Source organism: Streptomyces sp. NPDC001027, assembly GCF_040299045.1.
Classification (GTDB): Bacteria; Actinomycetota; Actinomycetes; order Streptomycetales; family Streptomycetaceae; genus Streptomyces.
In genome coordinates this window covers 1-12,764 of the sequence record NZ_JBEPBI010000221.1, presented here as the reverse complement: position 1 = coordinate 12,764, position 12,764 = coordinate 1, and the positions used below count along the sequence as shown (strand labels likewise).

The window sequence follows — 12,764 nt, the reverse complement described above, 5'->3', positions numbered from 1 at the left end:
GGGGACCGTGCCCGGGGGCGCCCGACGCCTCGATCAGAACCCTGCGACGGGATTTCTCAGGGCACCGATCAGCTGGAGGGCGCCCGACGGGTCCGCGAGGTCCACCATCTGCTGGTTGTCGCGCAGCTGGAGCCGGTTGAGGCAGGACAGGGCGAACTCGGGGGCGAACATGTCGTACTGGCGGAACCTGTCGGCCAGTTCGGGGTGCGCCTCCTGGTAGGCGCGGGTGACCTCGGCGACCGTGCGCCAGAAGTCGTCCTCCTCCAGGATCCCCTCGTCGGCGAGGCCGGCGGCGAGGAAGCGGAAGAAGCAGTCGAAGACGTCCGTGAAGACGGACAGCAGCTTCGTGTCGTCGGGCACCTCGACGCGGATGCGCCGGACCTCGGGCGGCAGCACCGCGTCCGGGTCCAGGACGGCGATCTCCTCGGCGATGTCCTTGTACACCGCCCGCTGCACGACGCCGTCCCTGAGCACCAGGATGGTGTTCTCGCCGTGCGGCATGAAGACCAGGTCGTAGGCGTAGAAACAGTGCAGCAACGGCGTGTAGTACGCCTCCAGGTAGGCGCGCAGCCACGCGGTGGGGCGCAGCCCGGACTGCTCGATCAGCGCGCCCGCAGCCGACCTGCCCTCGTGGTCGACGTGCAGCAGCGCGGCCATGGTCGCGAGCGACTCGCCGTCCCGGAGGGAGGGGACGGGGCTCTCACGCCACAGTGCGGCCAGCATCTTGCGGTACGGCGAGTAGCGGTCCGTGGCGGCCTCGTACTCCAGGTGCCGGTAGCCGACGGCCGCCCGCTCCCGGATGATCGACAGACCGCTCGACCTCAGCACGGGGTCGCCGTCTATGAGCTGGGCCAGCCAGTCGTTGATGGCCGGGGTCGCCTCCATGTAGGCGGCCGACAGCCCCCGCATGAAGCCCATGTTGAGCACGGACAGGGCCGTCTTGACGTAGTGCTTCTCAGGGTGGGACCGGTTGAAGAACGTCCGGATGGACTGCTGCGCCAGGTACTCGTCGTCGCCCTCGCCGAGACACACCAGGTTCCCGCGGGCGATCTCGGCCGCGAAGGTGACGGAGAGCTTGTTCCACCACTGCCAGGGGTGGACGGGGATGAGCAGGTAGTCGCAAGGGTCCAGGTCCCGCTCGCGCAGGATCGCGTCGAACCGGTCGACCGTCTCGTCGCCCAGTTCCGCGCGCACGAACGACTCGTACGTGATGCCCACGCCCGCGGTGAACGCGGCCCGTGAGCGGTGGGCCGCCAGCCACACCAGCCGGACCGGGCTCGCCGTCTCCGGGGCGTACGACAGGTACTCGTGGACGCCGAAGCCGAGCCGCCCGTTGTTGGCGACGAAGCACGGGTGGCCCTCGGTCATCCCGGTCTCGATGGCCTGGAAGCCGCTCCTGACCAGTTCCGCCGACGTGAGCGCCGGTTTGGTCAGCTTGAAGCAGGTGCTGGACAGGGTCGAGGAGATCTCCTCCAGGTAGACCGGCAGGATCGCGTCGCTGAGGCCCAGCGTCTTTTGCAGCTCGACGAAGAAGTCCAGTGCCTCCAGGGGGAGTTCGACGCCGTCGCGGGTGCGGGTGATCGAGCCGGCGTCCACCTGCCAGTGGTCCAGGGCGCGGCGGACGGCGGTGAAGCGGTACGCCGTCTGCCCGTCGTCGCTGCGGACGACGTACCGGCCGTCCTGCTCCTCGGGGGTGATCAGGCGTTCGTGGGCGAACTCCGCGAGGGCCTTGCGCACGAGCAGGCGGCCTGCCTGCTCCCAGCGCTCGGGGGAGAGGTGGGTCACGGCGTCGGCGAGGCTCATGCCGTCACCCCCGTGGCCGAGGCGAACTGCTCGCGGGTGCAGAAGCTCAGCAGCGCCTGCTTCTCCGGCTTGTGGATCTCGCGCTCGGGCACGAACCCGACGGCCTCGTTCAGCGCGTGCACGGCCTTGTTGGACACGTCCGGCTCGACGACGACGCGGTCGACGGCCGGGTCCTCGAAGAGCCGGGCCACGACGGCGGTGATCACGGCGCGCGTGAACCCGTGCACGGGCCGGTCGGCGGGGGCGACCAGGAAGTGCATGCCGACGTCCCCGGGCCGCGGCTCGTACAGGCCGACCAGCTCGCGGTGGCGGGGGTCGTAGTACTCCATGAGGAAGGCGGGCTCGCCGTCGTGCAGGCCGAGCAGGGCGTGGTGGTGCTCGTCGGCGGCGATCTCCATGTAGGCCCGCTCGACGTCGACGAGCCGCGCCTGCTGCATCATCCAGTAGGCGGCCTTCGGGTGCGTCACCCAGCGGTGCAGCAGCTCGGCGTCCCGCAGGGGGTCGAGGGGGCGGAAGGCCAGCCGTCCGACGGCGGCCGTGGCGGTGACGGTGTTCATACGCCGAACTCCTGGAACGCGATGGTCTTCTCGACGGGGTAGTACTCGCTGCCGAGCAGCTCGCGGATGATGCAGCTGTTGCGGTAGGCGCCCATGCCGAGGTCGGGCGAGGTGACGCTGTGCGCGTGGACGGCCGCGTTCTGCAGGAACACGCCCCGGCCGGTGACGTCGACGGCGTAGTTGCGGCCGACGTCGAAGTTGCCCCGGGAGTCGTAGCGCAGTCGGTCGCGGACCGGCGCGAGGAACTCCGGCTCGGCGTACCGGTAGCCGGTCGCGAGGACGAGCCCCTGCGAGGTCAGCTCGAAGTCCCTGCCCTGCTCCTCGTGGCGGAAGGACAGCGTGTACGCGCCGTCGGCGTAGGCCGCGCCGGTGAGCGAGGAGTTGGTGAGCAGCCGGGTGGGGGCCGGGCCGCCGAGGTTCTTCCGGTAGAGCAGGTCGAAGATCTCGTCGACGAGATCGCCGTCGATGCCCTTGTACAGGCCCTTCTGCTCGGCCGTGAGCCGGTAGCGGGTCTCCTCCGGCAGCTCGCGGAAGTAGTCGACGTACTCCGGCGAGGTCATCTCCAGCGTGAGCTTGGTGTACTCGAGCGGGAAGAAGCGCGGGGAGCGGGTGACCCAGTTCAGCCGGTAGCCGTGGACGTCGATCTCGCTGAGCAGGTCGTGGTAGATCTCGGCGGCGGACTGTCCGGAGCCGACCAGCGTGATCGACTCCTTCTTCTGCAGCTGCGCCTTGTGATGGAGGTAGCGCGAGTTGTGCGTGAAGTCGCCGCCCAGTCCCGCGCAGGCCTCGGGGACGTACGGGGGCGTGCCGGTGCCGAGGACGAGGCGCGGGGCGCGGAACTCCTCGCCGGCGGTCGTCCGCACGACGTACAGCTCGTCCTCGTAGGTCACCTCCGCGACGGTGGTGGAGAACCGCACGCTGCTGAGCTGGTCGGCGGCCCAGCGGCAGTAGTCGTCGTACTCGACGCGCAGCGGGTAGAAGTTCTCGCGGATGTAGAACGAGTAGAGCCGGCCCTTCGCCTTCAGGTAGTTCAGGAAGGAGTACGGGGAGGTCGGGTCGGCCAGCGTGACCAGGTCCGACATGAACGGGGTCTGCAGGTGGGCGCCGTCCAGGAACATTCCGGAGTGCCACTCGAAGTGCGGCTTGGACTCCAGGAAGACGCCGTCGAGCGCGTCGATCGGCTCGGTCAGGCAGGCGAGGCCGAGGTTGAACGGGCCGAGCCCGATGCCCACGAAGTCGTGGACCCGGGTCACGGGGGCGGGCTCAGGAAGCGCGGTCAAGGGAGTCTCCCAGGTACTGCTCGGCGTGGCCGGCGATCAGGTCGAGGACGGCCCCGATGTCGTCGGTCGTCGTCTCGGGGTTGAGCAGGGTGAACTTCAGGTAGTGGCGGGCGCCGACCTTGGTGCCGGCGACCACGGCGTCGCCGGAGGCGAACAGGGCCTTGCGGGCGTAGAGGTTGGCCCGGTCGATCTCGGCCGGGTCGGTGACGGCCGCGGGGATGTAGCGGAAGACGAGGGTGGACAGCGACGGCTGGACCACGACGTCGTAGCGGGGGTCCGCGGCCAGCAGGTCGAAGCCCTCGGCGGCCAGGTCGCAGACCTCGTCGAAGAGCTGTCCGATGCCGTCGGCTCCCATGGTCCGCAGGGTCATCCACAGCTTGAGCGCGTCGAAGCGGCGGGTGGTCTGCAGCGACTTGTCCACCTGGTTGGGGATGCGTTCGTCTGCCATGCGGCGCGGGTTGAGGTACTCGGCGTGGTAGGTGGCGTGCCGCAGCGTGGCCGCGTCCCGCACCAGCAGCGCGGACGAACTCACGGGCTGGAAGAAGGACTTGTGGTAGTCGACGGTGACGGAGTCGGCGCGTTCGATGCCGTCGATGCGGTCCCGGTGCTTCACGGAGGCGAGGAGCCCGCAGCCGTAGGCGGCGTCGACGTGCATCCAGGCGCCGTACTGCTGGCACAGCTCTGCGATCTCGGGCAGCGGGTCGATGGAGCCGAAGTCGGTGGTGCCGGCGGTGGCGACGACGGCCATCGGGACGAGTCCGTCGCGCTTGCAGCGCTCCAGCTCGCGGGCGAGCGCGACGGTCTGCATGCGCTTGTCGTGGTCGACGGGGACGCAGACCACGGCGTCCGGTGCGAGGCCCAGCAGCTTCGCGGACTTCTGCACGCTGAAGTGGCTGGCGTCGGAGGTGAAGACGCGCAGTCTCGCGGGGGAGTCGGCCTTCGCCTCCTCGCGGGCGAGCAGCAGGGCCTGGAGGTTGGACTGGCTGCCGCCGGAGGTGAACACGCCGTCGGCGGCGGGTCCGAGGCCGATGCGGCCGGTCGTCCAGTCGATCAGCTTGCGCTCGATGAGGGTGCCGCCGGCCGACTGGTCCCAGGTGTCCAGGGAGGAGTTGACGGCGGACAGGACTGCTTCGCCCAGCACGGCGGGGATCACGACCGGGCAGTTGAGGTGGGCGAGATAGCGGGGGTGGTGGAAGTAGACCGCGTCGCGGAGGTAGACGTCCTCCAGCTCGTCCAGCACGGCGGCGGTGTCGCCCAGCGGCCGGTCGAGGTCGATCCCGTCGATGCGGGGGGCGAGGGCGTCGACCGTGATGCCGGTGAACGGCTGCCGGGTGGCGGCCAGTTTGGCGGCGACCCGCTCCACTCCTTCGGTCACGGAGCGGCGGTACTGCTCAGCGGTCGTGTCATTGAGCAGGTGCGAGCGCATGGTGGGGGTCCTCCGGGGGTGGGGACGGGGTCCGCGGGTGGACGGCGAAGAGGCGGAACCAGGGATTCAACTTAGGGTAGCCTAACCTAAGTTAGGCGATCAGGGTCATGCCGACGCCGTGACCGTGATCACGTCGGCGCCCCCGCGCGACTGCCCGCGGGGGCGCGGTGGTCGGGGCGTCTACTCCGCCTCGCGGAGCTGTTCCTCGCTCATGCCCCGGCGCCAGTACCCGACGAAGGCGACCCGGCGCCGGTCGACGCCGCGCTCCTGGACGAAGTGCCGCCGCAGCGCCTTCACGCTCCCCGACTCGCCCGCGATCCAGACGTACGGACGCTCGGCGGCCGGGATGCGGGCGGCGCGGACGGCGTCGACGGAGCCCTCCCCGACCACCCAGGCGACCTCGGCGTCCGCAGCCGTCGCCAACTCCGCCACGTTGCCCGCGTCGTGCGTCTGCAGCCACACCCGGGCGCGCTGCCCGGCCGGCAGGGACTCCAGGATCGAGGCGACGGCCGGAAGGGCGCTCTCGTCGCCCCACAGCAGCACCAGGTCGGCGTCGCGCGGCGGCCGGAACCGGATCGCCCGGTTGTCCGCCACGGCGGGGCCCAGCAGGACGACCCGGTCACCGGGGGCGGCGCAGGCCGCCCAGGCGGAGGCGGGACCGGCCGGGGTGTGCAGCACGAAGTCGACGTCGATCTCCCGGGTGCGTCCGAGCGCGTCGCGACGCAGGGCGCGCAGGGTGTACGACCGCATCACCGCCCGCACCCCGTCCGGCAGTTCGCGCCACGCCTGCCACCAGCCGTCTCCCAGCTCGTGGGGCACCTGCGGGTCGCGCTGCCCCGGGTGCGGCAGGAACAGCGACAGCGACTGGTCCCGCCCGTCGGAGAGGAAGTGCCGCAGATCCTCCCCGGCGAAGGTGACCCGCACGAGCGAGGAGCCGAGCCGCCGGGCGCGCGCGACCTGGAGGGAGAAGAAGCGGAAGGGCGCGGCGACGGCGGTGGTCACGAGGGTGCTCCTGTCAGCGGGGGAGGGAGGGAGGCGGCTCGCCTGCGTTCACCCGAGCCGCCCGGGGGTCAGGAGACCTTCTTCGCCTTCTCCAGCGCGGCGGCGAGGTTCTCCAGCAGCGGTACGCACTTGTCGTACGACAGGATCGGCTCGGGGGAGCGCGCGATGACCTGACCGGCCTTCACCGCGGGCAGCTTCTTCCAGGTCGCCTCGGTGACGTCGGCGGGCTGGATGGTCGAGGAGCGGTCGTCCATCATGATGATGTCGGCCGGGTACTTGTCGACGTTCTCCCAGCTCAGCGACTCGTACCAGCCGCCGCCCTGGGCCTTGGCGCTCTCCGGCGGCTCGACGAAGTTCACGCCGAGGGACTTGAAGTACTCCAGGTCGATCGAGAGGTTCGTGCCGGAGACGTAGAACAGCTCGGCGCTCGCGGAGCCGGCCATCACCTTGATCTCGGGCTTGGCCTTGGCGGCGGCGCGCAGCCGGGCGGCGGCGGCCTCGAACTTCTTCTTCGCGTCGGTGACCGCGGCGGCCTTCATGTCGGCGCCGAGCGACTCGGCCAGCTCCCACATGCGCTGCAACGGAGCGGTCAGCTGACGGTCGTAGACCGATATGCCGACGCTCGGGGCGAGCTTGGCGATCTTGTCCTTGGACGCCTCGGGGACGTACCAGAGGGTTCCGGCGTCGTCGAACATCGTGGAGATGAGGACGTCGGGTGCGAGGGCCGCGTACTTCTCGACGTTGAACTCGTCCCAGACGTTGCCGAGCACCGTCACCTTGCTGACGTCCATGTCGCCGGCCTGGACGTCGGCCTTGCCCGCGGCGGTCTTCGTGGGGCCGAAGACGCCCTTGACCTGGATGCCGTAGTCGAAGAGGGCGGCGGCGACGCCGGTGAAGGCGACGATGTTCGCGGGGATCGCGTCCAGCTTCACCGTGGTGCCGCGGTCGTCCTTGAAGCTCCAGGGGCCGGACTTGGCAGAGGCGCTCGCCGGCGAACCGGAGCCCGTGCTCTTCGCGTCGTCGTCTCCGCAGGCTGCGAGCGCGGCGCCGAGGCCGAGGGCGCCGCCGGCGGCGAGGATGCCGCGGCGGGAGAGGCGGGCGGCTCTGGCGTTGGGCATGTCTCTGGCTACTTTCGGACGGGGTGGATCACCCGAGGACGGTTCGAAGGTAGGTTAGCCTAACCTCATCTGATGTCCAGAAGGCGGCCTCGAAGTACGGGACGCCCAAAGCGGCGGCGGCCCGTTGTCTGTGCACAGCCTGTGCATCGAAGGCGGAGAGCGCGTCAGCGGAGCGGACCGGGTGCGCACGGCCCCTTTTCCCGGCGAAGCGCAGAACGCCGCGGCGGCCTCGTGATGCGTCCACGAAGCCGCCGCGGCAGGGGAGTCGTCCGGCGTGAGTGCGCGTGGGGCGCGGAGTGCAGGGCCTCTTCCGGCCAACTCCGAACGCGACACGGCATCGAGGGGGGCGGGGGAGCGGCCCCCGCCGGATCAGCCCGTCAGGCCCAACTCGCGGGCGATCAGCATCCGCTGGACCTCGCTCGTGCCCTCGCCGATCTCCAGGATCTTGGAGTCGCGCCACATCCGGGCCACCGGGTACTCGTTCATGAAGCCGTAACCGCCGTGCACCTGGGTGGCGTCACGGGCGTTGTCGACGGCGATGGTCGACGAGTACAGCTTCGCCAGCGCGGCCTCCTTCTTGAAGGACTCGCCGGCCACCAGCCGTGAGGCCGCGTCCCGCCACGCGAGGCGGGCCGTGTGGGCCTTCATCTCCATGTCGGCGATCTTGAACTGGACGGCCTGGTTGGCGCCGATCGGACGGCCGAACGCATGCCGCTGCTTCGCGTACTTCACCGACTCGTCCACACAGCCCTGCGCGAGCCCGGTGGCCAGCGCCGCGATGGCGATGCGCCCCTCGTCGAGGATCCGCAGGAACTGCGCGTACCCGCGCCCCTCCTCGCCCAGCAGGTTCGCCGAAGGCACGCGCACGTCGGAGAACGACAGCTCACGCGTGTCGGAGGCGTTCCAGCCGACCTTCGAGTAGGGCGCCGCGACCGTGAAGCCCGGCGTGCCGGACGGCACGATGATCGCCGAGATCAGCGGCTTGCCGTCGGGCTTGCGCCCCGTGACCGCCGTGACGGTGACCAGTCCGGTGACGTCCGTGCCCGAGTTGGTGATGAAGCACTTGGAACCGTTGATGACCCACTCGTCCGTGTCGGGGTCGAGACGGGCCGTCGTGCGCGTCGCGCCCGCGTCCGAGCCGCCGTCCGGCTCGGTCAGCCCGAACGCGCCCAGGATCTCGCCGGAGCACAGACGCGGCAGCCACTCCCGCTTCTGCTCCGGCGTCCCGAAGAGATGGATCGGCATGGCGCCCAGCGAGACGCCCGCCTCCAGGGTGATCGCGACCGACGAGTCGACCCGCGCCAGTTCCTCCAGCACGAGGCCGAGGGCCAGGTAGTCGCCGCCCATGCCGCCGTGCTCCTCCGGGAACGGCAGCCCGAACAGGCCCATACGGCCCATCTCGCGGACGATCTCGTACGGGAACTCGTGCCGCTCGTAGAAGTCGCCGATCTTGGGCGCGACGACGTCGTGCGCGAACTCTTCGACGGTGCGGCGGAGTTCCTCGAGTTCGGGGGAGAGACGGTGGTCCATGACGGGGTCACTGCTCCTTGTGGGGCTGTGTCGTGTGCCCGAGGGCTCGTACGGTGCGGGACGGGCTGGGTCGGCCCAGGTGGCCGGCCATCCACTCGCTCGTGGCGACGAGACGGCCGAGGTCGACCCCGGTGTCGATGCCGAGGCCCTGCAGCATCCACACGAGGTCTTCGGTGGCGAGGTTGCCGGTGGCGGACCTGGCGTACGGACAGCCGCCGAGACCGCCCGCCGACGCGTCGACGGTGGTGACGCCGTGCCGGAGCGCGGCGAGGGTGTTGGCGAGCGCCTGACCGTAGGTGTCGTGGAAGTGCACGCCCAACGTGCCCGTGGGCACGCCCTGTTCGTTCAGCGCGGTCAGCAGCGCCCCGACGTGGCCCGGGGTGGCGACCCCGATGGTGTCGCCCAGGCTCAGCTCGTCGCAGCCCTGGTCGAGCAGGGCGCGGCAGACCCGCACGACCTGCTCGACCGGCACCGCGCCCTCCCATGGATCGCCGAAGCACATGGAGAGATAGCCGCGCACATGCACGCCCTCGGCCCTGGCGCGGGTCACCACCGGTTCGAACATGGCCAGCGCCTCGTCCACCGTGCGGTTGAGGTTGGCCTTGGCGAAGGACTCGGTGGCGCTGGCGAAGACGGCGACCCGGCGGGCGCCCAGGGCGAGCGCGCGGTCGAGTCCGCGTTCGTTCGGCACGAGCACCGGCAGGGCTGCTTCCACGTCGCCCAGCAGCGGGAACAGCTGCTCGGCGTCCGCGAGTTGGGGCACCCACTTCGGGTGGACGAAGCTGGTGGCCTCGATGGTGGTGAGGCCCGCGTCGGCGAGCCGGTGCACGAACTCGGCCTTGACGGCCGTCGGCACGGTCGTCTTCTCGTTCTGCAGTCCGTCGCGTGCGCCGACCTCGTGGACGCGCACCCGGGCCGGCAGGGACGGGTCCGGCACCACCATGGGGAGTGTCATCGGTCCTCCTTCGCCGGGGCGGCGGGATCGGCGGCCTCGGCGCTCGTCGGGGCGATGACGGCGAGCACCTGGTCCATGGCGACCGTCGAGCCCGGCGACACGTCGAGCTCGGCGACCGTGCCGGCGTGCGGGGCGGAGATGACGTGCTCCATCTTCATCGCCTCCACCACCAGCAGGCTCTGGCCGGCGGCCACCTCGTCGCCGACGGCCACCTTGACGACCGTCACCGTGCCCGGCATGGGAGCGGTGAGCGAGTCGGCGCCCGCGCGGGCGGCGCCGGTGAGCGAGGCGGCGACCGGGTCGTGGTCGCGTACGTGCCAGGCGTCGCCGTCGCGCCCGAGCCAGTCGGCGGCCCGGTGGAAGGTGTGCCGGACGCCGTCGAGCGTCACCGACACGCTCTCGCCGGTGACGGAATGCGTGCCGCGCGGGGTGTGCGCCACCGGGTCGGTGACGCGCAGGCAGAAGGCGGGGGGCCGGGCGGCGCCGCCCAGCCGCCAGCCGTCGGGCACCGAGAACGGGTCGACCCAGCCGTCGCCTGCCGGCCGCAGGGCGTCGAGGCGTACGGCCGCCGCGGCCTCGTACACCGCTTCCGGCACGTCGGTGGACACGAGCGACTGCGCCTCCCGCTCCACCAGACCGGTGTCCAGATCGCCCGCCACCACCGCCGGATGCGCCAGCAGCCGCCGCAGGAACCCGGCGTTGGTCTGCACGCCCAGCGTGACCGTGTCCGCGAGGGCCGCGCGCAGCTTGCGCAGCGCGGTCTCCCGGTCCGGGCCGTAGGCGATCACCTTGGACAGCATCGGGTCGTAGAGGCTGCCGACCTCGGCGCCCTCGCTGAGCCCGGAGTCGGTGCGCACGCCGCCGCCCTGCGGCTCGCGCAGCCTGAGCACCGTGCCGCCGGACGGCAGGAACCCGCGCGCGGGGTCCTCGGCGCAGATCCGCGCCTCCACCGCGTGCCCGGTCAGCCGGACGTCCTGCTGGCCGAAGGAGAGCGGCTCGCCCGCCGCCGCCCGCAGCTGCCACTCCACCAGGTCGAGGCCGGTGACCAGCTCGGTGACCGGGTGCTCCACCTGGAGGCGGGTGTTCATCTCCATGAAGCAGTACGCCGACGGGTCGTCGCCCGGCACGATGAACTCCACCGTGCCCGCGCCCCGGTAGCCGCACGAGCGCGCCGCCTGCACGGCCGCCTCGCCCATCGACGCGCGCGTGGCCTCGTCGAGCAGGACGCTCGGCGCCTCCTCGACGATCTTCTGGTGCCGGCGCTGGAGCGAGCACTCGCGCTCGCCGAGGTGGACCACGTTCCCGTGGCCGTCGGCCAGGACCTGGATCTCGATGTGCCGGGGGCGGTCGATCCACCGCTCGACGAGGAGCGTGTCGTCGCCGAAGGAGGCGCGGGCCTCGCGGCGGGCGGCCGCGATCTCCTCGGCCAGCGCCGCGGTGTCCCGCACCAGCCGCATGCCCTTGCCGCCGCCGCCGGCGCTCGGCTTCAGCAGCACGGGCACGCCGATCTCGCGGGCGGCGGCGATCAGCTGGTCGTCCGTCAGGCCGCTGCCGCTCGATCCCGGCACCACCGGGACCCCGGCCTCCCGCACGGTGGCCTTGGCCCGGATCTTGTCGCCCATCAGGGCGATGGCCTCGGCGGACGGGCCGACGAAGACCAGCCCGGCGTCGGCGCAGGCACGCGCGAAGCCGGCGTTCTCGGCCAGGAAGCCGTAGCCCGGATGGACGGCCTGGGCGCCGGTCCGCGCGGCCGCCTCCAGCAGCCGCTCGACGGACAGATAGCTGTCGGCGGCGGGCGGCGGGCCGATCCGTACGGCCGTGTCCGCCTCCCGGACGTGCCGGGCGTCCGCGTCGGCGTCGGAGAAGACCGCCACCGAGCGCACGCCCATGGCGCGCAGCGTGCGGATGACGCGGACGGCGATCTCGCCCCGGTTGGCCACGAGCACTGTGTCAAACATGAAGTCCCCTCCTCACATCCGGAAGACGCCGAACCGGGGCTCGCCCAGCGGCGCGTTGGCGCAGGCCGTCAGGGCCAGGCCCAGCACCTGCCGGGTCTCCTGCGGTTCGATGACCCCGTCGTCCCACAGCCGGGCGGTCGCGTAGTAGGCGTTGCCCTGCCGCTCGTACTGCGCGCGGATCGGGTCCTTGAACGCCTCTTCGTCCGCCGCGGGCCACTCCTGGCCGCCGGCCTCGATCTGGTCGCGCTTGACGGTGGCGAGGACGGAGGCGGCCTGCTCGCCGCCCATGACGGAGATCTTGGCGTTGGGCCACATCCACAGGAAGCGGGGCGAGTACGCCCGGCCGCACATGGAGTAGTTGCCCGCGCCGTACGACCCGCCGACGACGACCGTCAGCTTGGGCACGCGCGTGCACGCCACCGCCGTCACCATCTTGGCGCCGTGCTTGGCGATGCCGCCGGCCTCGTAGTCCTTGCCGACCATGAAGCCGGAGATGTTCTGCAGGAACACCAGCGGGATGCCGCGCTGGTCGCACAGCTCGATGAAGTGGGCGCCCTTCTGCGCGGACTCCGAGAACAGGATGCCGTTGTTGGCGACGATCCCGACCGGGTGGCCGTGGATCCGGGCGAAGCCGGTGACGAGGGTCTGCCCGAACTCGGACTTGAACTCCGCGAAGCGGGAGCCGTCGACCACGCGCGCGATGACCTCCCGCACGTCGTAGGGGGTGCGCGAGTCGACCGGCACGGCGCCGGTCAGCCCGTAAGGGTCGACCTTGGGCTCCGCGGTCGGCCGCACCTGCCAGGGCAGCGGTCCGCGCGCGGGCAGCGTGGCGACGATGGTGCGCACGATCCGCAGCGCGTGCGCGTCGTCCTCGGCGAGATGGTCGGTCACGCCCGACACGCGCGCGTGCACCTCGCCGCCGCCCAGCTCCTCCGCGGTGACGACCTCGCCGGTGGCGGCCTTCACCAGGGGCGGGCCGCCCAGGAAGATGGTGCCCTGACCGCGGACGATGACCGCCTCGTCGCTCATGGCGGGCACATACGCCCCGCCGGCCGTGCACGACCCGAGGACCGCCGCGATCTGCGTCTAAGGTCAGTAACCCGGTAGGGCCCATCGCCTATCCAGTGCTCTACCT

9 protein-coding genes and 1 pseudogene are annotated in these 12,764 nt (G+C 71.4%); all 10 read right to left on the bottom strand.

Features of this window, described 5'->3' with window-relative positions; translation table 11 throughout:
• Window positions 1–33: 33 nt before the first annotated feature.
• Window positions 34–1,803, bottom strand: coding sequence for an IucA/IucC family protein (locus ABT300_RS34930; protein WP_351684543.1), 1,770 nt, complete (start codon window positions 1,801–1,803; stop codon window positions 34–36).
• Window positions 1,800–2,360, bottom strand: coding sequence for a GNAT family N-acetyltransferase (locus ABT300_RS34925; protein ID WP_351684541.1), 561 nt, complete (start codon window positions 2,358–2,360; stop codon window positions 1,800–1,802). Before ABT300_RS34925 ends, ABT300_RS34930 begins: the two co-directional genes overlap by 4 nt.
• Window positions 2,357–3,640 (bottom strand): lysine N(6)-hydroxylase/L-ornithine N(5)-oxygenase family protein, encoded by a 1,284-nt coding sequence (locus ABT300_RS34920; protein ID WP_351684539.1) that lies wholly within the window; start codon window positions 3,638–3,640, stop codon window positions 2,357–2,359. Before ABT300_RS34920 ends, ABT300_RS34925 begins: the two co-directional genes overlap by 4 nt.
• Complete coding sequence (gene desA / locus ABT300_RS34915; RefSeq protein ID WP_351684537.1) at window positions 3,624–5,066, bottom strand: lysine decarboxylase DesA; 1,443 nt, start codon at window positions 5,064–5,066, stop codon at window positions 3,624–3,626. The genes ABT300_RS34920 and desA overlap by 17 nt, the downstream gene beginning before the upstream one ends.
• Before the next feature lie 180 nt (window positions 5,067–5,246).
• Complete coding sequence (locus ABT300_RS34910) at window positions 5,247–6,068, bottom strand: siderophore-interacting protein (protein ID WP_351684535.1); 822 nt, start codon at window positions 6,066–6,068, stop codon at window positions 5,247–5,249.
• A gap of 68 nt (window positions 6,069–6,136) precedes the next feature.
• Window positions 6,137–7,186 (bottom strand): ABC transporter substrate-binding protein, encoded by a 1,050-nt coding sequence (locus ABT300_RS34905; RefSeq protein ID WP_351684533.1) that lies wholly within the window; start codon window positions 7,184–7,186, stop codon window positions 6,137–6,139.
• Window positions 7,187–7,555: 369 nt separating this feature from the next.
• Complete coding sequence (locus tag ABT300_RS34900) at window positions 7,556–8,716, bottom strand: acyl-CoA dehydrogenase family protein (RefSeq protein ID WP_351684531.1); 1,161 nt, start codon at window positions 8,714–8,716, stop codon at window positions 7,556–7,558.
• A 7-nt stretch (window positions 8,717–8,723) separates the two neighbouring features.
• A complete protein-coding gene (locus ABT300_RS34895; RefSeq protein WP_351684529.1) occupies window positions 8,724–9,671 on the bottom strand; it encodes a hydroxymethylglutaryl-CoA lyase in 948 nt (315 codons plus the stop codon).
• A complete protein-coding gene (locus tag ABT300_RS34890; RefSeq protein ID WP_351684527.1) occupies window positions 9,668–11,629 on the bottom strand; it encodes an acetyl-CoA carboxylase biotin carboxylase subunit in 1,962 nt (653 codons plus the stop codon). Before ABT300_RS34890 ends, ABT300_RS34895 begins: the two co-directional genes overlap by 4 nt.
• Window positions 11,630–11,641: 12 nt before the next feature.
• Window positions 11,642–12,712 (bottom strand): annotated as a pseudogene (locus tag ABT300_RS34885) (carboxyl transferase domain-containing protein); the annotation flags it as partial.
• Between the last annotated feature and the right edge of the window lie 52 nt (window positions 12,713–12,764).